Annotated in this window: 20 protein-coding genes; 7 read left to right on the top strand and 13 right to left on the bottom strand. The window is 52.9% G+C overall.

Features of this window, described 5'->3' with window-relative positions:
- Positions 1-14: 14 nt before the first annotated feature.
- The 7 genes from eutM to maeB form a co-directional block, all read right to left on the bottom strand.
- The gene (gene eutM / locus ACJHW7_RS04655; protein WP_000387713.1) at positions 15-308 is read right to left on the bottom strand and encodes an ethanolamine utilization microcompartment protein EutM; all 294 of its coding nucleotides are present in this window, start codon (positions 306-308) and stop codon (positions 15-17) included.
- Between the two features lie 38 nt (positions 309-346).
- The gene (gene pta, locus ACJHW7_RS04650) at positions 347-1,363 is read right to left on the bottom strand and encodes a phosphate acetyltransferase (RefSeq protein ID WP_040234866.1); all 1,017 of its coding nucleotides are present in this window, start codon (positions 1,361-1,363) and stop codon (positions 347-349) included.
- Entirely contained in the window at positions 1,360-2,163 is an 804-nt protein-coding gene (eutT, locus tag ACJHW7_RS04645; protein ID WP_040234867.1) for an ethanolamine utilization cob(I)yrinic acid a,c-diamide adenosyltransferase EutT, read from the bottom strand. Before eutT ends, pta begins: the two co-directional genes overlap by 4 nt.
- Complete coding sequence (gene eutQ, locus ACJHW7_RS04640) at positions 2,160-2,861, bottom strand: ethanolamine utilization acetate kinase EutQ (RefSeq protein ID WP_040234868.1); 702 nt, start codon at positions 2,859-2,861, stop codon at positions 2,160-2,162. Before eutQ ends, eutT begins: the two co-directional genes overlap by 4 nt.
- Complete coding sequence (eutP, locus tag ACJHW7_RS04635) at positions 2,836-3,315, bottom strand: ethanolamine utilization acetate kinase EutP (RefSeq protein ID WP_040234870.1); 480 nt, start codon at positions 3,313-3,315, stop codon at positions 2,836-2,838. The genes eutQ and eutP overlap by 26 nt, the downstream gene beginning before the upstream one ends.
- 12 nt (positions 3,316-3,327) lie before the next feature.
- The gene (gene eutS / locus ACJHW7_RS04630; protein ID WP_000356956.1) at positions 3,328-3,663 is read right to left on the bottom strand and encodes an ethanolamine utilization microcompartment protein EutS; all 336 of its coding nucleotides are present in this window, start codon (positions 3,661-3,663) and stop codon (positions 3,328-3,330) included.
- A 290-nt stretch (positions 3,664-3,953) separates the two neighbouring features.
- Positions 3,954-6,233 carry an NADP-dependent oxaloacetate-decarboxylating malate dehydrogenase gene (maeB, locus tag ACJHW7_RS04625; RefSeq protein WP_000342637.1) on the bottom strand — a complete coding sequence of 760 codons (2,280 nt, stop codon included), beginning with the start codon at positions 6,231-6,233 and terminating at the stop codon, positions 3,954-3,956.
- A gap of 288 nt (positions 6,234-6,521) precedes the next feature.
- Here maeB and tal point away from each other — a divergent pair, with 288 nt between their 5' ends.
- Both tal and tkt read left to right on the top strand, forming a co-directional pair.
- Positions 6,522-7,472 (top strand): transaldolase, encoded by a 951-nt coding sequence (gene tal, locus ACJHW7_RS04620; protein WP_040234871.1) that lies wholly within the window; start codon positions 6,522-6,524, stop codon positions 7,470-7,472.
- A gap of 19 nt (positions 7,473-7,491) precedes the next feature.
- Positions 7,492-9,495, top strand: a complete 2,004-nt coding sequence (gene tkt, locus ACJHW7_RS04615; protein ID WP_000087280.1) for a transketolase — start codon at positions 7,492-7,494, stop codon at positions 9,493-9,495.
- An 89-nt stretch (positions 9,496-9,584) separates the two neighbouring features.
- Here the strand turns inward: tkt and ACJHW7_RS04610 are convergent, their stop codons facing one another.
- The 3 genes from ACJHW7_RS04610 to aegA all read right to left on the bottom strand — a co-directional run bounded on the left by ACJHW7_RS04610 (position 9,585) and on the right by aegA (position 13,376).
- Positions 9,585-10,628, bottom strand: a complete 1,044-nt coding sequence (locus ACJHW7_RS04610) for a DUF1176 domain-containing protein (protein ID WP_001270536.1) — start codon at positions 10,626-10,628, stop codon at positions 9,585-9,587.
- 125 nt (positions 10,629-10,753) lie between these two features.
- Positions 10,754-11,329, bottom strand: coding sequence for a GDP-mannose pyrophosphatase NudK (nudK, locus tag ACJHW7_RS04605; protein ID WP_000193711.1), 576 nt, complete (start codon positions 11,327-11,329; stop codon positions 10,754-10,756).
- A gap of 67 nt (positions 11,330-11,396) precedes the next feature.
- Positions 11,397-13,376, bottom strand: coding sequence for a formate-dependent uric acid utilization protein AegA (aegA, locus tag ACJHW7_RS04600; protein ID WP_001078835.1), 1,980 nt, complete (start codon positions 13,374-13,376; stop codon positions 11,397-11,399).
- Positions 13,377-13,581: 205 nt separating this feature from the next.
- Here aegA and narQ point away from each other — a divergent pair, with 205 nt between their 5' ends.
- Entirely contained in the window at positions 13,582-15,282 is a 1,701-nt protein-coding gene (gene narQ / locus ACJHW7_RS04595) for a nitrate/nitrite two-component system sensor histidine kinase NarQ (RefSeq protein WP_001307936.1), read from the top strand.
- 163 nt (positions 15,283-15,445) lie between these two features.
- The gene (acrD, locus tag ACJHW7_RS04590; RefSeq protein ID WP_021557068.1) at positions 15,446-18,559 is read left to right on the top strand and encodes a multidrug efflux RND transporter permease AcrD; all 3,114 of its coding nucleotides are present in this window, start codon (positions 15,446-15,448) and stop codon (positions 18,557-18,559) included.
- A gap of 98 nt (positions 18,560-18,657) precedes the next feature.
- Here acrD and ypfM read toward each other — a convergent pair whose 3' ends face one another.
- Entirely contained in the window at positions 18,658-18,717 is a 60-nt protein-coding gene (gene ypfM, locus ACJHW7_RS04585; RefSeq protein WP_001386977.1) for a protein YpfM, read from the bottom strand.
- A 380-nt stretch (positions 18,718-19,097) separates the two neighbouring features.
- Between ypfM and ACJHW7_RS04580 the strand changes: the two genes are divergently transcribed.
- From ACJHW7_RS04580 to ACJHW7_RS04570, 3 genes are read left to right on the top strand one after another with little or no spacing between them, the layout of a single operon-like run.
- On the top strand, positions 19,098-19,454 hold the full coding sequence (locus ACJHW7_RS04580; protein ID WP_000258247.1) for an ArsC family reductase: 357 nt from the start codon (positions 19,098-19,100) through the stop codon (positions 19,452-19,454).
- A 3-nt stretch (positions 19,455-19,457) separates the two neighbouring features.
- Positions 19,458-20,585, top strand: a complete 1,128-nt coding sequence (gene dapE / locus ACJHW7_RS04575; RefSeq protein ID WP_001277801.1) for a succinyl-diaminopimelate desuccinylase — start codon at positions 19,458-19,460, stop codon at positions 20,583-20,585.
- A 27-nt stretch (positions 20,586-20,612) separates the two neighbouring features.
- Entirely contained in the window at positions 20,613-20,813 is a 201-nt protein-coding gene (locus tag ACJHW7_RS04570) for a YpfN family protein (protein WP_000383836.1), read from the top strand.
- Between the two features lie 80 nt (positions 20,814-20,893).
- On the opposite strand, the gene ypfH is transcribed toward ACJHW7_RS04570, so the two are convergent.
- Together ypfH and tmcA are read right to left on the bottom strand one after the other, a co-directional pair.
- The gene (gene ypfH / locus ACJHW7_RS04565; RefSeq protein ID WP_000679812.1) at positions 20,894-21,592 is read right to left on the bottom strand and encodes an esterase; all 699 of its coding nucleotides are present in this window, start codon (positions 21,590-21,592) and stop codon (positions 20,894-20,896) included.
- 73 nt (positions 21,593-21,665) lie between these two features.
- Complete coding sequence (gene tmcA / locus ACJHW7_RS04560; protein WP_021557069.1) at positions 21,666-23,681, bottom strand: tRNA cytosine(34) acetyltransferase TmcA; 2,016 nt, start codon at positions 23,679-23,681, stop codon at positions 21,666-21,668.

Here is a 23,681-nt window from a genome sequence, read left to right as displayed (position 1 = left end):
GTCACACAGGGTGATTACAGGTTGCTGCTATCGCCTTTCAGGCCGATCGGGAACACTTCTTCCAGGTCGCCGTGCGGACGCGGGATAACGTGTACAGATACCAGCTCGCCGATACGCTGTGCCGCTGCGGCACCTGCATCGGTCGCCGCTTTACAGGCTGCAACATCACCACGAACCATGGCAGTACACAGGCCGCCGCCAATCTGCTTAACACCAACCAGCTTGACGCGCGCAGCTTTCACCATCGCGTCAGAAGCCTCAATCAGTGCAACCAGGCCCCGGGTTTCGATCATTCCTAATGCTTCCATTGTGCTTTCCTCTTTATCAGGGTCCAGAACGGGACCGTTCATTCAACCAGTGTTTGTAAACTGCTTTCGCGGTTCATTTCTGTCTGACGCGGCACAGCTGCCACCAGCGCCAGCTCGATAATTTCCTGCACGCTACAACCACGAGAGAGATCGTGCATCGGCGCGGCAAGTCCTTGTATCAATGGCCCGACGGCACGATATCCGCCGAGTCGTTGTGCGATTTTGTAGCCAATATTTCCGGCTTCCAGCGACGGAAAAACCATCACATTGGCCTTGCCCTGTAGCGGGCTGGCAGGCGCTTTTTGCGCCGCCACTTCCGGCACGAAGGCGGCGTCAAACTGCAACTCGCCATCGACTACCAGCTGCGGCGCGCGCTCACGGACGATTTCTGTCGCCTGCTGGACGTTGGCTACGCAGGGGTGACGGGCGCTACCGTTGCTGGAAAACGACAACATCGCCACGCGCGGCTCTTCTCCGGTGATGGCGCGCCAGGTTTCAGCGCTGGCAAGTGCGATATCCGCCAGCTGCGCCGCCGTCGGCTGTGGCACCACGCTGCAATCGGCAAAACCCAACGCCGGACCGCTGTACTGTGGCAGCATCAGGAAAATGGATGAGAGCGTTTTACAGCCAGGCTGCAAGCCAATAATGCGTAATCCGGCACGCAGCACATTCGCCGTGGAAGAGAGGTTGCCCGCGATACAGACATCCGCTTTACCGGCGCTGACCATTGCGGCGGCGAACATCAGCGGTTCGGTGAGTTTTTCCAGCGCATCCGGCGGCGTTTTTTCGCCCGCACGGGCCAACCAATGCTGAGCAAATTCTTCCCGCATTGCGAGGTTGCCATGCGGATCAATCACCTGTAGCCCGTCCATCGCTACGCCATGACTGAGCGCAAACTGACGAAGTTCAAACGGATTGGCGACCAGAATGGGCGTTGCCAGACCTTGTTGATGTAAATATTGCGCCGCTTTCAGCACACGTTGATCTAACGCATCCGGAAAAACCACTCTGGCGGGCGCTCGCAACGCCAGTTCACGACAACGTTCAATAATCATTGCGTTTCCCCCAGTCGTTGTTGGATCTGCTTCACCGTTAGCGGCGGCTTCGTTACGCTCAGGATCATCATCACGTAGACCGTGCTGGAAAGGCGGTTCAGCGCCTGCAAGATATCCGGGCGTAATACTTCAAAGCTGCGAGTGATAAACACCTGCGCCGCTACGGTTTCGGTTTCCCGCACTTTGGTGCGTAGCAGATTCAGCAACGCCGCATCGCGCCCGTGGCTGGCTTCCGGCACCAGATGATCGTGACCAAGATAACGCAGCGGCTGATGAGAAAGCCGATGCAGATCTTCGTCAGAAAGCCCGACAATCGCTTGATCGCCCAGCGGTTCCCCCAGCGCATCGGCACGCATAATGTTGCCAAGACGCGAACGCATATCCGCAAGCCACGGCTGCCACGGTTCCGCCAGTTCAATTTGCAGCCACACTGCCAGCGCAATGGTGCTGTCGAGAACCGCGCGAAAACCCAGGCGCGGATCGCTTTTGGCGACCATTTTTTCCGCCGACAGGTGAGTCAGCGTATCCGGCTTTTTTGCCACCGGCTGGCGGCACAGTTCGCAGCACGCCTGCGGATGTTCATCGCTGCTGGTCAGCCCATGAACGGGCTGCGGCTGCTGCTGTTCATCGTCAACAAACAGGCGGCCCTGCTCGTCAATAAACTTGATGCGCAGATGGCGGCTTTCCAGCAACTCCCGGGCAGAGGGCGTCAGGCGACTGTCCGCAGGGAGATGGATCTCTGCGCCTTCGCTGAGCGTATGGTTCGCTCTTAGCCATGCTTCGGTGATGAAATCTTTCATAGGGATTGCCAGTTAGCCGGCCAGGCGACATACAGGAATTTCACGCTGGATGTCGTACCAAATTCGATGCTGGAGCCTTTCGGGATAAACATCACGTCGCCTGCTTTAGCGATCATGGTTTCGCCTGCGTGGCGAACATGCAGCTCCCCTTCCAGCACCATGTCGATTTCGTCGTAGTTCAGGGTCCACGGGAAGAATGCGTTCTCCCACTGCATAAAACCGGCGGCCATGCTGCTGCCGTCGTCTCCGGTCACAAGATCAGTCAAGCCCACGCAATGCGGTTGTGCGCCATCAAAGCGACCAAACTTGACGCTGCTACCATCAATAACTTTGATGCCGCCTTTGCCGGTCACCGATTTAAAGCTCGGCTGCATTGCACCCTGCTCCAGCGACTGTTTTTCCTTCATCACTTTTTCCATCAGCTGCGCGACCAGGCTTTCGGTAAACTGGCCTTCCGGCAGCTGGGCAATGATGGTTTCGCGGATGCGCTGGCTTTCGGTTTTATCGGCTGGCACGCTGGCGGGCACGGACGCCGTTACCGGGATCGATTCATCACATTCGGTGATGGTAAAACCCAGTAAATCCGCCACTTCTCGGGCTTCCGGGGTAATAATGCTGGCGCGCAGAACCACGGACATTGCCTGTTCGCCGCGCGCGTGTGCTTCACGAATATCATTCGCTGTGATGAGTTTTTTCACCTGCTTCCTCCTGTTTGGTGAGAGATGCCAGATAATCCACCAGTTGCTGCACGCTTTGCGGGTCGTGGCTGTTTAGCTCGAAAATCGGCTCTTCGAAGCCCGTCTCAAGCAATAACTTTCGCGTTGCGGCGACGTCAGCATCTGGCATGTCCGTTTTACTGATGACGGCGATTTGCCGTTTGCTGACGCCAATATCCAGCAACCCGGCAGGCAACCGACTTTCCGGGTCATTTGCGCCGTGGACATAGATCAGCATGTCCACATCCTGTAGCGTGGTAATTAAGGCGTGATACCAGCGGGGATGGCTAAAATATTCACCCGGCGTATCAATATCGCCCTTATCATTAAATTCCACGGCCTGTGTTTTTCTGGCGAAGGTATAATTCCCCTGCAACGCATTAAATAACGTTGTTTTTCCTGCCCCGACGGTACCCACAAACGCAATTCGTTTCATGAATGCCTCGTATTAACTTTTGGTCATTTCACAAAGCGTATAATTTAATAAGCGACCTAAACCACTGACGGTTTGTGATAATGCTTCTTCTACTGCACCCACCGAGCCATAAATCACCAGCGCGCCGCTAAAACGGTCGAGAAAACCGATATGCACATCGGCGGCTTTCAGTGCTAAATCACCGGCGATCATCGCCGTTTCGCCAGGAGTTAACGTCATAATGCCGATTGCGCCAGCATCCGGAACGCCGATTTTCTTCGCCAGTTCCTCGCCGGGATGCGCGATGAGATGCGCCAGTGTGACCTGTTTGCCGGGCACAAATTCCTGAATGATGCGTTCTTTATCCATGAGTCGCCGCCTGTGAAAAACTTGCGTGTATCGTGACAATTTTTCGTCAGAGTAAATAACAAAATTCGGCAAGCGCGTTTAAAAGGTGAGGTAGATCACTAAGAATGGAGAGATATTTACTGTTATGAATAAACTTTCATATGCGACGCATGAATATAAATAAAATAATATCGAGATATTTTATATTGCTTTTTTTATTATTCGTAAACTCAGTAATAAGCTTTACTAATATATTGCAGCTGGACCGCTTACCCTGAATATTCAGGGTAAGCGTGAGAGTTAAAAAAGAATTACAGCGGTTGGGTTTGCGCTTCAACCACGGCCAGCGCCACCATGTTGACGATACGACGTACCGATGCGATCGGCGTTAACACGTGAACCGGTTTCGCCACGCCCATCAGCACCGGACCGACAGTCACACCTTCCGAGCTGGAAACGCGCAGTAAGTTGTAACTAATGCGGGCAGCTTCCATGTTTGGCATTACCAGAATATTGGCGGAACCTTTCAAAGGGCTGTCCGGCATACGGTCGTTGCGAATCGCTTCCACCAGCGCTGCATCGCCGTGCATTTCACCATCAATCATCAGTTCTGGCGCACGTTCCCTGACCAGTTCCAGCGCCTGACGCATTTTGCTCGACGACGGGCAGTCAGAAGAACCAAAGTTGGAGTGCGACAACAGAGCAACGCGCGGCTCAATACCAAAACGACGGACAGTTTCTGCCGCCATCAAGGTGATCTCCGCCAGCTCTTCTGCATCCGGTTCATCATTAACATATGTATCGGCAATAAAGGTGTTACCACTCGGCAGCAGCAGCGCGTTCATTGCACCTGCGGTGTGAACGCCATCGCGATAACCAAAGACATTTTTCACCACGCTAAAATGTTCATGATAATCGCCCACCGTACCGCAGATCATTGCATCGGCTTCCCCACGCTGAACCATGATCGCGCCGATCACTGTCGGGTTACCGATCAGCGCACGCTGCGCCTGTTCCTGAGTGACGCCGCGACGCTTCATGATCTGGAAGTATTCGGTCCAGTACTCTTTAAAGCGCGGATCGGATTCGTTATTGACGATCTCAAAATCAACGCCCGCTTTGATCTGCAAGCCCAGTTTCTGAATGCGCATTTCGATCACGTTCGGACGACCGATAAGGATCGGTTTCGCCAGTCCCAGCGTTACCAGTTCCTGAGTGGCATGCAGAACGCGCGCCTCTTCCCCTTCCGGCAGAACTACGCGCTTCGGCGCTTTGCGAGCCTGGGAGAAAATCGGCTTCATAAACAGGTTGGTTTTGTAAACGAACTCAGTCAGCTTGTCGATGTAGACGTCGAAATCAGCAATCGGACGCGTCGCCACGCCCGACTCCATCGCCGCTTTCGCGACCGCAGGAGCAATCTTGACTATCAGACGCGGATCAAACGGTTTTGGAATGATGTATTCAGGGCCAAAGCTAAGATCCTGATCGCCATACGCAGAAGCCACCACTTCACTCTGTTCCGCATGGGCCAGTTCTGCAATCGCACGTACCGCCGCCAGTTTCATCTCTTCGTTGATGGCGGTTGCGCCAACGTCCAGCGCGCCACGGAAGATAAACGGGAAGCACAGGACGTTGTTCACCTGGTTCGGGTAGTCGGAACGGCCGGTACAGATGATGGCATCCGGACGCACTTCTTTCGCCAGCGGCGGCAGAATTTCCGGTTCCGGGTTCGCCAGCGCCAGGATCATTGGCGCTCGAGCCATTTTCTTCACCATTTCCTGGGTCAGCACTTTCGGGCCGGAACAGCCGAGGAAAATATCCGCGCCTTCAATCACATCATCGAGGGTTCGTTTGCCGTCATCCACCACCGCATATGCGGCTTTGGTTTCCGCCATGTTTGGCTCACGGCCCTGATAGATAACGCCTTTTGAATCGCAAACCACGATGTTATGTTTTTGCAGCCCCAGAGCCACCAGCAGGTTCATACAGGCGATTGCTGCAGCACCCGCGCCGGAAACCACCATACGCACGTCAGAGATGTTTTTCTCCACCACGCGCAAGCCGTTGAGGATGGCGGCAGTGCTGATAATTGCCGTGCCGTGCTGATCGTCGTGGAATACCGGAATATTCATCCGCTCGCGCAGTTTCTGTTCAATATAGAAACATTCTGGCGCTTTAATGTCTTCGAGGTTGATGCCGCCGAAGGTCGGTTCGAGCGCAGCGACGACTTCAATAAATTTGTCCGGGTCGAGTTCATCAACTTCAATGTCAAATACATCAATCCCGGCGAATTTCTTAAACAGAACGCCCTTGCCTTCCATCACCGGTTTGCCCGCCAGCGCGCCAATGTTGCCTAACCCCAGCACCGCCGTACCGTTAGAGATCACCGCCACCAGGTTACCGCGCGCGGTATATTTGTAGGCTTTTAACGGGTCTTTTTCGATTTCAAGACAAGGTGCGGCAACGCCTGGTGAGTAGGCCAGCGCCAGATCGCGCTGCGTTGCCAGAGGCTTGGTTGGAGAAACCTGGATTTTCCCTGGAACTGGAAATTCATGGAAATCAAGTGCACTTTGTTTTAACTGGTCATCCATTTGGTTGTTCCTTTCACGTAACGTTCACAAATAAAGTGTGTGGGCAACAGCCCCTGCCCACAACGTGGCGCACATTATTACCCTGCCGGAGTCTACAGACTTTGAGCAAGTCCAAACTCTCACCATTAATATAATGTTTTGGTAATAATCCTATAACACTGATGTTACCTGCTTAATCCAGCAATACCATGCCTGTCTGCTATGCTTTTTTGATGCGTTTAGCGAAATTTCTCAGAAGTGTGAATTAACGCACTCATCTAACACTTTACTTTTCAAGGAGTATTTCCTATGAACGAGTTAGACGGCATCAAACAGTTCACCACTGTCGTGGCAGACAGCGGCGATATTGAGTCCATTCGCCATTATCATCCCCAGGATGCCACCACCAATCCTTCGCTGTTACTCAAGGCTGCCGGATTATCACAATATGAGCATTTAATAGACGATGCTATCGCCTGGGGTAAAAAAAATGGCAAGACCCAGGAACAACAGGTGGTCGCAGCGTGTGACAAACTGGCGGTCAATTTCGGTGCTGAAATCCTCAAAATCGTACCCGGTCGCGTGTCAACAGAAGTTGATGCACGCCTCTCTTTTGATAAAGAAAAGAGTATTGAGAAGGCGCGCCATCTGGTGGACTTGTATCAGCGACAAGGCGTTGAGAAATCACGCATTCTGATCAAGCTGGCTTCGACCTGGGAAGGAATTCGCGCGGCAGAAGAGCTGGAAAAAGAAGGTATTAACTGCAACCTGACGCTGCTGTTTTCTTTTGCCCAGGCACGGGCCTGTGCAGAAGCAGGCGTTTTTCTGATTTCGCCGTTTGTCGGGCGTATTTATGACTGGTATCAGGCACGCAAGCCGATGGACCCGTATGTGGTGGAAGAAGATCCGGGCGTTAAATCGGTGCGCAATATCTACGACTACTATAAGCAACACCACTATGAAACCATTGTGATGGGCGCGAGCTTCCGTCGCACCGAACAAATCCTCGCCTTAACCGGCTGCGATCGACTGACTATCGCACCGAATTTGCTGAAGGAGCTGCAGGAAAAAGTTTCGCCAGTGGTACGTAAATTAATCCCACCTTCTCAGACGTTCCCACGCCCAGCTCCCATGAGCGAAGCGGAGTTCCGTTGGGAGCACAATCAGGATGCGATGGCGGTAGAAAAACTGTCTGAAGGCATTCGTCTGTTCGCCGTTGATCAACGCAAACTGGAAGATCTTCTTGCCGCCAAACTATAAACCAGCCACGGAGTGTTATATGTCCCGAAAAGACCTTGCCAATGCGATTCGCGCACTCAGTATGGATGCGGTACAAAAAGCCAATTCTGGTCATCCCGGCGCGCCGATGGGCATGGCTGATATTGCCGAAGTGCTGTGGAACGATTTTCTTAAACATAACCCTACCGACCCAACCTGGTATGATCGCGACCGCTTTATTCTTTCCAACGGTCACGCGTCGATGCTGCTCTACAGTTTGCTACATCTGACCGGTTACGACCTGCCGCTGGAAGAGCTGAAGAACTTTCGTCAGTTGCATTCGAAAACCCCTGGCCACCCGGAAATCGGCTATACGCCCGGTGTTGAAACCACCACCGGTCCACTTGGACAAGGTTTGGCGAACGCCGTCGGACTGGCGATAGCAGAGCGTACACTGGCGGCGCAGTTTAACCAGCCGGATCATGAAATTGTCGATCACTTCACCTATGTGTTTATGGGCGACGGCTGCCTGATGGAAGGTATTTCCCACGAAGTCTGTTCGCTGGCGGGCACGCTGGGACTGGGCAAGCTGATTGGTTTTTACGATCACAACGGTATTTCGATTGATGGAGAAACCGAAGGCTGGTTTACCGACGATACGGCAAAACGTTTTGAAGCCTATCACTGGCATGTGATCCATGAAATCGACGGTCACGATCCGCAGGCGGTGAAGGAAGCGATCCTTGAAGCGCAAAGCGTGAAAGATAAGCCGTCGCTGATTATCTGTCGTACGGTGATTGGCTTTGGATCGCCGAATAAAGCAGGTAAGGAAGAGGCGCACGGCGCACCACTGGGGGAAGAAGAAGTGGCGCTGGCACGGCAAAAACTGGGCTGGCACCATCCGCCATTTGAAATCCCTAAAGAGATTTATCACGCCTGGGATGCCCGCGAAAAAGGCGAAAAAGCGCAGCAGAGCTGGAATGAGAAGTTTGCCGCCTATAAAAAGGCTCATCCGCAACTGGCAGAAGAGTTTACCCGTCGGATGAGCGGTGGTTTACCGAAGGACTGGGAGAAAACGACTCAGAAATATATCAATGAGTTGCAGGCGAATCCGGCGAAAATCGCTACCCGTAAGGCTTCGCAAAATACGCTTAACGCTTACGGGCCAATGCTGCCTGAGTTGCTCGGCGGTTCGGCGGATCTGGCTCCCAGCAACCTGACCATCTGGAAAGGTTCTGTTTCGCTGAAGGAAGATCCGGCGGGCAACTACATTCACTACGGGGTGCGTGAATTTGGCATGACCGCTATCGCCAACGGCATCGCGCACCACGGCGGCTTTGTGCCTTATACCGCAACGTTCCTGATGTTTGTTGAATACGCCCGTAACGCCGCGCGGATGGCGGCACTGATGAAAGCGCGGCAGATTATGGTTTATACCCACGACTCAATTGGTCTGGGCGAAGATGGTCCGACGCACCAGGCTGTTGAGCAACTGGCCAGTCTGCGCTTAACGCCAAATTTCAGCACCTGGCGACCGTGCGATCAGGTGGAAGCGGCGGTGGGCTGGAAGCTGGCGGTTGAGCGCCACAACGGACCGACGGCACTGATTCTCTCCAGGCAGAATCTGGCCCAGGTGGAACGTACGCCGGATCAGGTTAAAGAGATTGCTCGTGGCGGTTATGTGCTGAAAGACAGCGGCGGTAAGCCAGATATTATTTTGATTGCCACCGGTTCAGAGATGGAAATCACCCTGCAAGCGGCAGAGAAATTAGCGGGAGAAGGTCGCAATGTTCGCGTAGTTTCCCTGCCCTCGACCGATATTTTCGACGCCCAGGATGAGGAATATCGGGAGTCGGTGTTGCCTTCTAACGTTGCGGCTCGCGTGGCGGTGGAAGCAGGTATTGCCGATTACTGGTACAAGTATGTTGGTCTGAAAGGGGCAATTGTCGGGATGACGGGTTACGGGGAATCTGCTCCGGCGGATAAGCTGTTCCCGTTCTTTGGCTTTACCGCCGAGAATATTGTGGCAAAAGCGCATAAGGTGCTGGGAGTGAAAGGTGCCTGATGGTGATTGCCGGATGCTGATTGCCGGATGCTGATTGCCGGATGCGACGCTGACGCGTCTTATCCGGCCTACATGTCCCGCCATTTTGTTTAACGGGTGATCCACAACGTGGGCCAGGCATCTGGCCCATGCCAGTTATCGCAGGTCGGTTCTGCGGCGTAACGCACCAGGCGAAAACGCTGACCGTCAAAGCGCCAGCGCGCCTGAATGCCACAATCGCTTAATCCGCGCCCTTTCGCTAAGGTCACCAGCTCACGCGATTTCTCATCAAATGTTGCGTTCATCAGTTCCAGTTCATTCGTCTCCTGACCGTTGTTGAACGGCAAACGCAACCGAACCGGACGCGAGGCTAGTGGCTTTTTACGCGACACAATCCATGCCAAATCAATGGTGTTATAGGCCCCTGCCTCACAGCTAATCATCATCAGCGCTTTATCATCAGTCAGCGCAGTGACATTCACCTCACGACGCAATGGATCAAGCGAGCAGCGCAGACCATTCATCCGCCAGTTTCCATAATCCAGCAAATCGTTGCGTTCTTCGAGTGAGAGTGGCGTCGGCGTTGGGTTAACCACCACGACCTCTTTCAGCGCAGGCGCGGGCGGTACGCTGAGCGGCGGTTCGTCCCCTTTCTTGATCCACGCGGTTTCACTGCCAACGCGCTTTTGCTGAGCATCAATAAACAACAACGCCGCTTTTAAGCCACTCAGAGAAATGGTCTGATTGCCGTCGCGTAAGGTGATCGCCTTCCCTTCCTGAATCATCTGCAAAAACTCGGTGATGGTTGCCGTATCATCGGTTACTAATAACCATGGTGAAATCCGCCACTTGTCACCACTTAACGCCAACGGCTCACCATCTAACAGCAGCCGTGGCGCTATCTCCCCTTCAGACGCATCCGGCGACTTCAACCCGCCGCGCTCAATACGTAAAACGGCATCGGTATGCGCCCCGGCGCTGCGGCTCAGGGTCATCACCAGTCCATTATGATCGCCCGTATTACGCGCCACGCAGAAGTTTTGGTTATTACAGGTGACCTGCCAGTCGGAAAACGCCCGTTGCGCTGGTGCCGCCCACACCAAAGACGTCGGCAACAAAGCGAAAAAAAAGAGAAGGAAAATGCGATAGCGCATGGACGGTACGACCCCAGAAGTTCAAACAAACAGCACAAGTCGTATCTTCGTTGCGCAGGTAGCGCGGCTCAATCGGATTTGTCGGATTGAGCCAACAATAAACAACGAAATATTATTGTTATTTTTCAGTCCATTAAATGTGACGTTTGCAAATAGTTAAGCAATAACACCGTCTTACCGTCACGTATCTCGCCGGTTTTGATCATCTCCAGCGCCTGGCTGAACGGCAGCTCGAGCACTTCAATATCTTCATCTTCGACACCGCCACCGGCGTTAGCGCGCTGATTGTCACTGTATTCGGCGATAAAAAAGTGGATTAGCTCAGTCACACCGCCTGGCGACATATACAGTTCAAATAATTTTCGCACTTCACCCACTTCATAGCCCGTCTCTTCAATCGCTTCTTTGCGAATGCACACTTCCGGTTCGTCGTTATCCAGCAGCCCGGCGCAGGTTTCAATCAGCTGCCCGCTTTCATTGCCATTAACCCAGGTAGCGACACGGAACTGACGAATCAGAACCACGGTCTTTTTCTTCGCGTTGTACAGGAGGATCGTCGCACCATTACCGCGATCGTAAACTTCACGTTTATGGCGGATAACTTCGCCATCTTTGCGCGTGAGATCGTAAGTAATGTTGTGCAGGGTGAAATAGTTATCGGAGAGAATTTTGTCTTTAATGAGGGTGATTTGTTGCGTCATACCGACTCCACAGCGCGAAATGAACAATTATCTTACGCTGTGAAGTCGGGTTTGTCTGCGCAGGCTATCAGTGAGATTTGACTGATTTTACCCCCAGCCAGTCAATAATCCCCTGTGCCGCATGACGTCCTTCTGCCATTGCGGTAACCACCAGATCCGCACCACGCACGGCGTCGCCACCGGCGAAGATTTTCGGATTGGTGGTCTGGTAACGGTACTGGCTTTCCACATCCGCGATGATGCGGCCCCATTTGTCTACCGTTACACCGTGCGACTCCAGCCACGGCATCCCGTGCGGATTGAAGCCAAACGCCATAATCACCGCGTCGGCTGGCATGACAAATTCACTGCCTTCCACCGGCACTGGACGCCTACGCCCCTGGGCATCCGGCTCGCCAAGACGCGTGCGCAGGAAACGAATCCCGCAGACGTGACCTTGTTCATTCAGCTCAAGCGCCACCGGCTGGACGTTAAATTCGAAGTTGGCCCCCTCTTCGCGGGCGTTCTTCACCTCTTTCTTCGAGCCTGGCATGTTAGCTTCATCACGACGATAAGCGCAGGTGACGTTACTCGCGCCGTGGCGCAGCGCAGTACGCACACAGTCCATCGCGGTGTCGCCGCCGCCCAGTACCACGACGTTAAGTCCGGCGGTATTGATAAACGGCTCTTCCGGTAGCTCTTCGAGCCCCATCACCTGTTTAGTGTTGGCGATGAGGAACGGCAGCGCGTCATAAACGCCCGGCGCATCTTCATTGGGTAAACCCGCTTTCATGGAACGGTAAGTGCCTACGCCAACGAAGACCGCGTCGTATTGTTCCAAAAGCGAATCCAAAGAGACATCTTTACCCACTTCACAATTGAGTTCGAAGTGAATCCCCATCGCGCTGAAGATTTCCCGACGGCGTGCCAGCAGGGATTTATCCAGTTTGAAAGAAGGAATGCCGAAAGTGAGCAAGCCACCGATTTCTGGATGGCGATCGTACACCGTCACCGCCACGCCATTGCGGGTCAGAACATCCGCACAGGCCAGCCCTGCCGGACCTGCACCGATAATCGCCACCCGCTTGTCCACTTTGGTGACATGGCTTAAGTCAGGGCGCCAACCTTTCGCCAGCGCCTGATCCGAAATGTAGCGTTCAATGTTGCCGATAGTTACCGCGCCGTGCTCATCGCGAATGGTGCAGGCACCTTCGCACAGCCGGTCTTGCGGGCAAACGCGCCCGGTAATTTCAGGCAGGGTGTTGGTCTGGTGAGAAAGCTCGACGGCGGCGTCGATATCTCCGGCTTTCACCAGTTCAATCCACTGCGGAATATGGTTATGCAGCGGGCAGGTCCATTCACAAACGCTATGCTCGCCGCACTTAAGGCAGCGCGAGGCTTCCCGTTGTGCCTGATCGGCACGGAATGGCAGATAAATTTCATCAAAACCGGTTTTTCGCGCTTCAATCGCCAGTTTATCCGGCTCGCCACGCGCGGGCGTTGCCTGCATTTGTTCGACTTTACTCATTACCGGCATTTCTTGTGCAGCGGTACTGGCATGCCACGGTTGATGTTCCTGACGTGCGGTGCGCAAGCGGCGGGATTTCGCCATGCCGGAGAGTGCGGCATCAGTGACCAGTTGCAGCGCGTCCGCCGGGCAATTCTCGACACAGGCAGGACCATTTTCGCGCCCTGCACAAAGGTCGCATTTATGCGCCGTGGCTTTAACTTTGCCCGCTGCGACGGGTGTCAGGACGATTTGCATCGTACCAAACGGACAGGCCACCACGCAGGATTTACAGCCAATACACTTTTGCTGATTGACCTGAATGCTGTCATCAACGTGGCTGATTGCGCCATTAGGGCAGCTACGGGCGCAGGGCGCATCTTCACAATGGTGACAGGTCACTGCACTACGTTGCTGCTGATGTTTGATAACCGTAATTCGGGGATGAAAATGATGTTGGCTCAGGACATGTTGCTCATCATTGTGAGCCATGACACAAGCGATTTCACAAGCATGACAACCCAGACATTGCTGACTGTTGGCCATAATAAAACGATTCATAACGACCTTCTTTTTTGGTTGTAAAAACCTTATTCTTTATATGAGTGTTGTTATTACCCGACTTACAGGGGAATCGGCAATGTTCATGTGCCCAGAATAAGTAACTATTTCGCTATAAACTGTGGCAGATCAAATAATCCCATCACTGACTAAATTGCGTTTCAGCGAACTGGAACATTAATGATTTTTTGTGGAGAAGACGCGTGTGATTGTTAAACGACCCGTCTCGGCCAGTCTGGCCCGGGCCTTTTTTTACATTGTGCTGCTGTCGATTCTTTCCACGGGTATCGCTCTGCTAACTCTGGCGAGCAGTTTGCGCGACGCTGAGGCTATCAATATTGCCGGATCGCTGCGTATGCAGAGTTACCGCCTGGGCTACGACTTGCAAAGTGGCAGTCCACAACTCAATGCACATCGCCAGTTATTTCAGCAGGCACTGCATTCACCGGTATTAACCAATCTCAACGTCTGGTATGTGCCAGAAGCAGTAAAAACTCGCTATGCGCATCTGAATGCCAACTGGCTGGAGATGAATAATCGGCTCAGCAAGGGCGATTTGCCGTGGTATCAGGCCAATATTAATAATTATGTTAATCAGATAGACCTGTTCGTGCTGGCTTTACAGCACTACGCTGAACGCAAAATGCTGCTGGTGGTGGCGATTTCCCTGGCTGGCGGCATCGGTATTTTCACGCTGGTCTTTTTTACTTTGCGCCGCATACGCCATCAGGTGGTTGCCCCGCTGAATCAGCTGGTTACCGCCAGTCAGCGTATTGAACACGGACAGTTCGACTCGCCACCGCTGGATACCAGCCTGCCGAATGAGCTTGGCCTGCTTGCAAAAACCTTTAACCAGATGTCGAGCGAGCTACATAAATTGTACCGTTCGCTGGAGGCGTCAGTAGAAGAAAAGACCCGCGATCTCCACGAGGCCAAGCGTCGTCTGGAGGTGTTGTATCAATGTTCGCAGGCGCTGAACACCAGCCAGATTGATGTGCATTGTTTCCGCCATATTTTGCAGATTGTTCGCGACAATGAAGCGGCTGAATATCTGGAGTTAAATGTCGGTGAAAACTGGCGGATTAGCGAAGGGCAACCAAACCCGGAATTGCCGATGCAGATTTTACCGGTGACAATGCAAGAGACGGTTTACGGCGAACTGCACTGGCAAAATAGTCACGTTTCATCATCAGAACCGCTGCTTAACAGCGTTTCGTCGATGCTGGGACGCGGTTTGTACTTTAATCAGGCGCAGAAGCATTTTCAGCAGTTATTGTTGATGGAAGAACGTGCAACCATCGCCCGCGAATTGCACGACTCGCTGGCTCAGGTACTTTCTTACTTACGTATCCAGTTGACGTTACTGAAGCGTTCGATACCGGAAGATAACGCCACCGCACAAAGTATCATGGCCGATTTTTCCCAGGCGTTGAATGATGCTTATCGGCAGTTACGCGAGCTGTTGACTACTTTCCGCCTGACGCTGCAGCAGGCGGATCTCCCCTCCGCGTTGAGGGAAATGCTGGATACGTTACAAAATCAAACCAGCGCCAAACTGACCCTCGACTGCCGTCTGCCAACCCTGGCACTGGATGCGCAAATGCAGGTGCATTTGTTGCAAATTATTCGCGAAGCGGTGCTGAATGCGATGAAGCACGCCAACGCCAGCGAAATCGCCGTCAGTTGCGTCACCGCGCCGGACGGCAATCACACGGTTTATATCCGTGATAACGGGATTGGTATCGGTGAACCGAAAGAACCCGAAGGTCATTATGGTCTGAATATCATGCGCGAACGCGCGGAACGGCTAGGTGGGACGCTGACTTTTTCACAACCTTCCGGCGGCGGCACGTTAGTGAGTATTAGCTTTCGCTCTGCGGAGGGTGAGGAAAGTCAGTTGATGTAATGCCTCCTACTGACCAAAGAATACTTGCACTTAAGATTCAGTATAAAAGGGCATGATAATTTACATTAACTCCTTTTTTTCTCCACGATTGGCTCGTACCTTGCCGCTACAGTGAAGCAAGTCAAGCCTACAACGATACGCAGAAACACGAGGTCCTCTTTTAATGGCGAATTTCTTTATTGATCGCCCCATTTTTGCCTGGGTGCTGGCAATCCTGTTGTGTCTGACAGGTACCCTGGCGATTTTTTCATTGCCCGTTGAACAATACCCCGATCTCGCGCCACCGAATGTGCGAGTGACCGCTAACTATCCCGGCGCATCGGCCCAGACGCTGGAAAACACCGTGACCCAGGTTATCGAGCAAAATATGACCGGCCTCGATAATCTCATGTATATGTCATCTCAGAGCAGTGGCACCGGTCAGGCATCTGTCACTTTAAGTTTTAAAGCAGGCACCGATCCGGACGAAGCCGTGCAGCAAGTACAAAACCAGCTGCAATCAGCCATGCGAAAGTTACCGCAGGCGGTGCAAAATCAGGGCGTGACGGTGCGTAAAACCGGCGATACCAACATTCTGACCATTGCCTTCGTCTCTACCGATGGTTCGATGGATAAACAGGATATTGCTGATTATGTTGCCAGTAATATTCAGGACCCGTTAAGCCGCGTGAATGGCGTCGGGGATATCGATGCCTATGGTTCGCAATATTCCATGCGTATCTGGCTGGACCCGGCGAAACTCAACAGTTTCCAGATGACGGCTAAAGATGTCACTGATGCCATTGAGTCACAGAACGCGCAGATTGCGGTTGGGCAACTTGGGGGTACACCTTCCGTCGATAAGCAGGCGCTCAACGCCACCATTAACGCCCAGTCACTGCTGCAAACACCAGAACAGTTCCGCGATATCACCTTGCGGGTGAATCAGGACGGCTCAGAGGTAAGGCTGGGCGATGTCGCCACCGTCGAAATGGGGGCGGAGAAATACGATTATCTTAGCCGCTTCAATGGTAAGCCAGCCTCCGGGCTGGGGGTAAAACTGGCCTCCGGCGCAAACGAAATGGCGACAGCGGAGCTGGTGCTCAATCGTCTCGACGAGCTGGCGCAGTACTTCCCGCACGGACTGGAATACAAGGTGGCGTATGAAACCACCTCGTTTGTTAAAGCCTCCATTGAAGACGTGGTGAAAACGCTGCTGGAAGCTATCGCCCTGGTTTTCCTCGTTATGTATCTGTTCCTGCAAAACTTCCGCGCCACGCTGATACCCACTATCGCCGTGCCGGTGGTGTTGATGGGAACCTTCTCCGTACTTTACGCCTTCGGTTACAGCGTCAACACCTTAACCATGTTCGCGATGGTGCTGGCGATCGGTCTGCTGGTGGATGACGCCATCGTGGTGGTGGAAAACGTCGAACGTATTATGAGTGAGGAAGGACTCACTCCTCGCGAAGCCACACGTAAATCGATGGGGCAGATCCAGGGGGCACTGGTCGGGATTGCGATGGTGCTTTCGGCGGTATTTGTACCAATGGCCTTCTTCGGCGGCACCACCGGTGCCATCTATCGCCAGTTCTCTATTACCATTGTTGCGGCGATGGTGCTGTCAGTACTGGTAGCGATGATCCTCACTCCGGCTCTGTGTGCCACACTACTTAAGCCACTGAAAAAAGGTGAGCATCACGGGCAAAAAGGCTTTTTTGCCTGGTTTAACCAGATGTTTAACCGCAACGCCGAACGCTACGAAAAAGGGGTGGCGAAAATTCTCCACCGTAGCCTGCGCTGGATTGTGATTTATGTCCTGCTGCTTGGCGGCATGGTGTTCCTGTTCCTGCGTTTGCCGACGTCGTTCTTACCGCTGGAAGACCGTGGCATGTTTACTACCTCGGTACAATTGCCCAGCGGTTCAACCCAACAACAGACCCTGAAAGTCGTTGAGCAAATCGAGAAATATTACTTCACCCATGAAAAAGACAACATCATGTCGGTGTTTGCCACCGTTGGCTCTGGCCCTGGGGGCAACGGGCAAAACGTGGCGCGAATGTTTATCCGCCTGAAAGACTGGAGCGAACGCGACAGTAAGACCGGCACCTCATTTGCCATTATCGAGCGTGCAACGAAGGCGTTTAACAAGATTAAAGAAGCTCGCGTTATCGCCAGCAGCCCGCCAGCAATTAGCGGTCTTGGTAGTTCTGCGGGTTTTGATATGGAGTTGCAGGACCACGCTGGAGCAGGTCACGATGCGCTGATGGCAGCACGTAACCAGTTGCTGGCGCTGGCGGCGGAAAACCCGGAGCTAACCCGTGTGCGCCATAACGGCCTCGACGACAGTCCGCAGTTGCAGATTGATATCGACCAGCGTAAAGCTCAGGCGCTGGGCGTTGCTATCGACGATATTAACGACACACTGCAAACCGCCTGGGGTTCGAGCTATGTGAATGACTTTATTGATCGCGGTCGCGTGAAGAAAGTCTATGTGCAGGCAGCTGCGCCGTATCGCATGCTGCCAGATGACATTAATCTCTGGTATGTCCGAAATAAAGATGGCGGCATGGTGCCCTTCTCTGCTTTCGCGACCTCACGCTGGGAGACAGGCTCGCCGCGTCTGGAACGCTATAACGGTTATTCTGCGGTTGAGATTGTTGGGGAAGCCGCACCGGGGGTCAGTACCGGTACGGCGATGGATATTATGGAATCGTTAGTGAAGCAGTTGCCAAACGGCTTTGGTCTGGAGTGGACGGCGATGTCGTATCAGGAGCGGCTTTCCGGCGCGCAGGCTCCGGCGCTGTACGCTATTTCCTTGCTGGTGGTATTCCTGTGTCTGGCGGCGTTGTATGAAAGCTGGTCGGTACCGTTCTCGGTAATGCTGGTCGTGCCGCTGGGGGTAATCGGCGCGCTGCTGGCAACCTGGATGCGCGGGCTGGAAAACGACGTTTACTTCCAGGTGGGCCTGTTAACGGTCATTGGTTTATCGGCGAAAAACGCCATCCTAATCGTCGAGTTTGCTAACGAGATGAACCAAAAAGGCCACGACCTGTTTGAAGCGACGCTCCACGCCTGCCGTCAGCGTTTACGCCCGATTCTAATGACCTCGCTGGCATTTATCTTCGGCGTATTGCCAATGGCAACCAGCACGGGTGCCGGTTCCGGTGGTCAGCATGCGGTGGGTACTGGCGTAATGGGCGGGATGATTTCAGCCACTATTCTGGCTATTTACTTCGTGCCGCTGTTCTTTGTGCTGGTGCGCCGCCGCTTCCCGCTGAAGCCGCGCCCGGAATAAGCAATAAAAAAGGCGACATGCTAATGTGTCGCCTTTTTCAACTTTCCGATTAAGAACCTGCTCAGCGGGTTCTTGCTGTTTGTACTTTGTCTCAGGAATTACTTACGAAGCATAACTTCGATAAAGTCTTTCCAGTTCCCCAGTTCACGTTCAATCATAACAACCTCTCTTATAATTATGGGTATTCTACGGAAACAATATACCGTGGTGAAGCTAATTTACTCGATTGCTGCGAAGACTACCTCCGGGGGACAAACCTTATGTAAATACTATGGTCCTGCGGTGATGATTTGTATGTGATACACAGCAACATTTCGAGATATTCATACGGCATCTAATACTGATTTAATTCTGGTTAAAATACAGACAGATAACAAGATGAATATTCTTAATGTTTACGTTAAAAATGTTTAATATTATTTAATAGTTGTTAATTTGAATACTTCGATAATGTTATATTTCCTGATAATCATTTGCAGGCAAAATGTTTTCACTCTTAAATGAGTATTTATTCTCATAAATCGAAAAAGGATTCATTATGGTTACACTTTACGGCATCAAAAATTGTGACACCATTAAAAAGGCTCGCCGTTGGCTGGAAGCCAATAACATCGACTATCGTTTTCATGATTACCGCGTCGATGGGCTGGACAGCGAATTATTGAACGGTTTTATCAACGAATTAGGCTGGGAAGCGTTACTCAACACCCGTGGTACAACCTGGCGTAAACTGGACGAAACCACCCGCAATAAAATCACCGATGCGGCCTCTGCGGCGGCATTAATGACTGAAATGCCTGCAATTATCAAACGTCCATTGCTCTGCGCGCCTGGTAAGCCTATGCTGCTGGGTTTCAGTGATTCCAGTTATCAGCAATTTTTCCATGAGGTGTAGTCTATGTCGTGCCCGGTTATTGAGCTGACACAACAGCTTATTCGCCGCCCTTCCCTGAGTCCTGATGACGCAGGATGCCAGGCTTTGTTGATTGAACGTTTGCAGGCGATCGGTTTTACCGTTGAACGCATGGACTTTGCCGATACGCAGAATTTTTGGGCATGGCGTGGGCAAGGTGAAACATTGGCCTTTGCCGGGCATACCGACGTGGTGCCGCCTGGCGACGCCGACCGTTGGATCAATCCGCCGTTTGAACCGACCATTCGTGACGGCATGTTATTCGGGCGCGGTGCGGCAGATATGAAAGGCTCACTGGCGGCAATGGTGGTAGCTGCAGAACGTTTTGTCGCACAACATCCCAACCATACGGGGCGACTGGCATTTCTGATCACCTCTGATGAAGAAGCCAGTGCACACAATGGTACGGTAAAAGTCGTCGAAGCGTTAATGGCACGTAATGAGCGTCTCGATTACTGCCTGGTCGGCGAACCGTCGAGTATCGAAGTGGTAGGTGATGTGGTGAAAAATGGTCGTCGCGGATCGTTAACCTGCAACCTAACCATTCATGGCGTTCAGGGGCATGTTGCCTACCCACATCTGGCTGACAATCCGGTACATCGCGCAGCACCTTTCCTTAATGAATTAGTGGCTATTGAGTGGGATCAGGGCAATGAATTCTTCCCGGCGACCAGTATGCAGATTGCCAATATTCAGGCGGGAACGGGCAGTAACAACGTTATTCCGGGTGAACTGTTTGTGCAGTTTAACTTCCGCTTCAGCACCGAACTGACTGATGAGATGATCAAAGCGCAGGTGCTTGCCCTGCTTGAAAAACATCAACTGCGCTATACGGTGGATTGGTGGCTTTCCGGGCAGCCATTTTTGACCGCGCGCGGTAAACTGGTGGATGCGGTCGTTAACGCGGTTGAGCACTATAATGAAATTAAACCGCAGCTACTGACCACAGGCGGAACGTCCGACGGGCGCTTTATTGCTCGCATGGGGGCGCAGGTGGTGGAACTCGGGCCGGTCAATGCCACTATTCATAAAATTAATGAATGTGTGAACGCTGCCGACCTGCAGCTACTTGCCCGTATGTATCAACGTATCATGGAACAGCTCGTCGCGTGATGAGTGGTTCTGCAAGAGGAAATAAGCATGGACTGGCTGGCTAAATATTGGTGGATTCTGGTGATTGTCTTTTTGGTAGGCGTCCTGCTGAACGTGATTAAAGATCTCAAGCGCGTCGACCATAAGAAATTTCTCGCCAACAAGCCGGAGCTTCCCCCGCATCGTGATTTCAACGATAAGTGGGACGATGACGACGACTGGCCGAAAAAGGATCAACCGAAGAAGTAAGCTAAGTGGCCGGATAAGGCGTTAACGCCGCATCCGGCCATGATGCCTGATACGGTCTTATCAGGCCTACCCGGCTATTATTACATCATTTCAATCACATCATCATCGCCAGGCTTACCGCCGCTTAGCGCTTCGTCGAAATAATGTTTCGGAATGGTATAACGCAAGTGATCCAGGGCAAATTGCATACTGCGATTGTCGATCGCATGGCCTAAATCCTCCACGATATCCAGCGTCACGTCACCACCGGCACTGATTAACGCTTCCTGCGCCGCAACCGCATGCGCCAGATCGATAACCGGATCTTCACCACCATGAATCAAGTGAATTGTCGTGGCTGTAGACGCGGTTTCCGGCAGGCTCGCATAGCGTCCGTTAAAGGCAATGACGCGCGAAGCAAGGCCCGGTTCGGCTTTAATGCTCTCCAGCGCCATAATCGCGCCTTGTGAGAAACCAATTAGCGCCGTGGCGTTAGCCCCTACTCCGCTCTGTTTCTGCCAGTAGCGCACCGTCTCAATAAACGTCGGCATGATGGCATCCACACGCGCCTGGCGATTATCTTCCGTAATACCCTGCACCGAAAACCACTGACGCCCCGCCGGATTACCGCTCGGCTCCGCGCCACCGACACTCACCACCAGCGCATCAGGAAATAGCGGCGCAAACCAGCTGCCTATTTCCCCCATTGCCACCGGGTTATCCCCGACACCGTGGAAAAGCAGTAACAACTGTTGCGCAGGTTTATCCGGGCTTTGAACAACAAAATGGTCATGTTTCATGGCGAACTCCTTAACTGATGTCATTAATTTTACGCCGCTGACTCACAATGACCATGGGAGAAAATTGAAGGAGTCAGTGAAAAAATTGCCATTGCGTTATGCGATCGCGCAGACGCTCAGTGCGAACATCATTAAGTGCGAACAGCGCCTGTGCGGCCTCTTCCCGCTGACGGACCAGTAACATCTTGCGGCCTGAAAGTTTAAGTGTGGTACATAACTGCGCGTCGCTGACGTTTTTCTGTAAACGCCCACGCAGCGCCGGTAATGCCAGTTCACTGGTTTGTAGCAGACGCAATAAGCAACCTAACGATGTTAATAGCGGACGATGAGCGAAAGCAAAACCGGCCAGTTCAAGCCAGTCGTCGTCAGAAAGGACGGCATTGTTTAGTGGATCAACAGGGAGTGTTTCGCCATTCCACTGCGCGAGAGCTTGCGCATCGCGACGTAAACGGTAATGCTCACGTTCAGCCAGCTGTTTACCCGCATCACTCATCGGTAACAGCGCCATCGCCGTATAGCAACCGCTGCTGGCTTCACGATGATTACCCATTCGCACCAGCACAAAACCGCAGCGTTGCCAGAAACGCCATAACTCCCCGGTGTAACCAAAACTCACCGAAAGATAGTCGAGGCCAGGCCTATATTGCAAAGCGCTGGCAATGAGCTGTTGCCCAACGCCTTCGCGCTGACGCGCCGGATGAACTGCTATCCGGCTGACCCGCCGTCCACGCAATGTCGCCGCCAGTGGATTGCTGCCGTGCGCCGCCAGCGACTGGGCCACCAGATTACCCCGCGGGCGACGAAAACCTGCCCATACCGCCTGACTGAGTTCTTGAGATAATCCACCCTCATCCACCAGCCACAGCGCTCCGGCAATCTCGTTTTCGCCAGCCGCCTGTAAAAAATGTTGCCCTGGTGCATCCATCATGCGGCGTAAATCCAGTGGCGAAGTCCGGTAGTGCGCACCAGACAATAACTGATAAACCTTTAACGGCGTTTCTGGCTCGATTCGCCATAACGTCTGTTCAAATGCGGAAATGACAATATTGCCTTGTGGTGTATGGGTGAAGTTTTCATCGTCAAAAACCAGTGCATTACTAACCATTTTTTCCAGCGGGCATCCCTGTGCCCAGCGGATCGGCTGTTGCAGTTCAAAACGGTGTAAATGCGGAAAGCGAGCGCAAAATTTCAGCAAAAAACCACGTCCGGTGCCTTCGTAGCCCTGCACCGTAGTGGTTAACAACGTTCGAGGAAAACGCGATACCAGTTGATGCAACAACGGCGCAGGTATGGCTGCGGCTTCATCGACCACCAGCCAGTCGGCTTGCTCATCGCTGGCTAACAAGGCATCCGGCGCAATAAAGCGAAACTTCTCGCCCGCAAATTGTGCCAGTACATCCGTTGCCGCTTTTGCGGGCGCGGTGACAATCGCACTGCCCGCAATACGAGAAATGAGTTGCCCTGCCAGCGCCGATTTACCGCGCCCACGCGCAGCAGTTACCGCTGCCACGCCCGACGGCATGGTCAGTAGCTGCTGTAAGATTTGCTGTTGTTCTGGTTGTGGTGCGCCGGTCGCGGGGTGCCAGTCAGTACGGGGAGTAAAATGCGCCAACGAGAACGGCTGGTTTTGCCGCCAGAAGATAGCGTCGTTATCCGCCGTAAGTACGCGTTTGAAATGCTGGACAAAATGCGGCGTCGCAATAGGGTCAGGGCAATCACTCCAGCGCAGCGAGTCGGCATCAGGTTGGTTTTCCCACTCTTCCCATACAGGGAGTAACAAAACCAGCCAGCTTCCCGCTTTCAACGTTCCGCTAAGTGCGGCAAAGGCAGCGGCATCAAAGCCGTGGCGGGCGTCGAATACCGCATGCCGGAACTCGCGCCCAAGTAAAGTTTGTAGCGCCGAGGGAGAACAGTGGTTTTCAGCATCTGGCTGCGGCGAAATCCACAGCCAGTCGCCAGGTAAGGCATCACGTAACTTAAGCGCATGATCAAAACACCAACCCTCTTCCCCGCTCAACACCAGCAAGCGGCGGATCCCTTCACGTTTCATTTGCGCTGTTAATGTGTGAAGCGCAGTCAGTTCAGCCAT

This window comes from Escherichia sp. WS1152, from assembly GCF_046487665.1.
Lineage (GTDB): Bacteria > Pseudomonadota > Gammaproteobacteria > Enterobacterales > Enterobacteriaceae > Escherichia > Escherichia coli.
This window is presented reverse-complemented; position numbering and strand designations above follow the sequence as displayed.

Coding starts and splice junctions, on each gene's coding strand:
- tkt (WP_000087280.1), top strand. CDS start 7,492: ATGTCCCGAAAAGACCTTGCCAATGCGATTCGCGCACTCAGTATGGAT.
- ACJHW7_RS04570 (WP_000383836.1), top strand. CDS start 20,613: ATGGACTGGCTGGCTAAATATTGGTGGATTCTGGTGATTGTCTTTTTG.
- tmcA (WP_021557069.1), bottom strand. CDS start 23,681: ATGGCTGAACTGACTGCGCTTCACACATTAACAGCGCAAATGAAACGT.
- eutM (WP_000387713.1), bottom strand. CDS start 308: ATGGAAGCATTAGGAATGATCGAAACCCGGGGCCTGGTTGCACTGATT.
- tal (WP_040234871.1), top strand. CDS start 6,522: ATGAACGAGTTAGACGGCATCAAACAGTTCACCACTGTCGTGGCAGAC.
- ACJHW7_RS04580 (WP_000258247.1), top strand. CDS start 19,098: ATGGTTACACTTTACGGCATCAAAAATTGTGACACCATTAAAAAGGCT.
- pta (WP_040234866.1), bottom strand. CDS start 1,363: ATGATTATTGAACGTTGTCGTGAACTGGCGTTGCGAGCGCCCGCCAGA.
- ACJHW7_RS04610 (WP_001270536.1), bottom strand. CDS start 10,628: ATGCGCTATCGCATTTTCCTTCTCTTTTTTTTCGCTTTGTTGCCGACG.
- nudK (WP_000193711.1), bottom strand. CDS start 11,329: ATGACGCAACAAATCACCCTCATTAAAGACAAAATTCTCTCCGATAAC.
- acrD (WP_021557068.1), top strand. CDS start 15,446: ATGGCGAATTTCTTTATTGATCGCCCCATTTTTGCCTGGGTGCTGGCA.
- eutT (WP_040234867.1), bottom strand. CDS start 2,163: ATGAAAGATTTCATCACCGAAGCATGGCTAAGAGCGAACCATACGCTC.
- maeB (WP_000342637.1), bottom strand. CDS start 6,233: ATGGATGACCAGTTAAAACAAAGTGCACTTGATTTCCATGAATTTCCA.
- aegA (WP_001078835.1), bottom strand. CDS start 13,376: ATGAATCGTTTTATTATGGCCAACAGTCAGCAATGTCTGGGTTGTCAT.
- ypfH (WP_000679812.1), bottom strand. CDS start 21,592: ATGAAACATGACCATTTTGTTGTTCAAAGCCCGGATAAACCTGCGCAA.
- dapE (WP_001277801.1), top strand. CDS start 19,458: ATGTCGTGCCCGGTTATTGAGCTGACACAACAGCTTATTCGCCGCCCT.
- eutP (WP_040234870.1), bottom strand. CDS start 3,315: ATGAAACGAATTGCGTTTGTGGGTACCGTCGGGGCAGGAAAAACAACG.
- eutS (WP_000356956.1), bottom strand. CDS start 3,663: ATGGATAAAGAACGCATCATTCAGGAATTTGTGCCCGGCAAACAGGTC.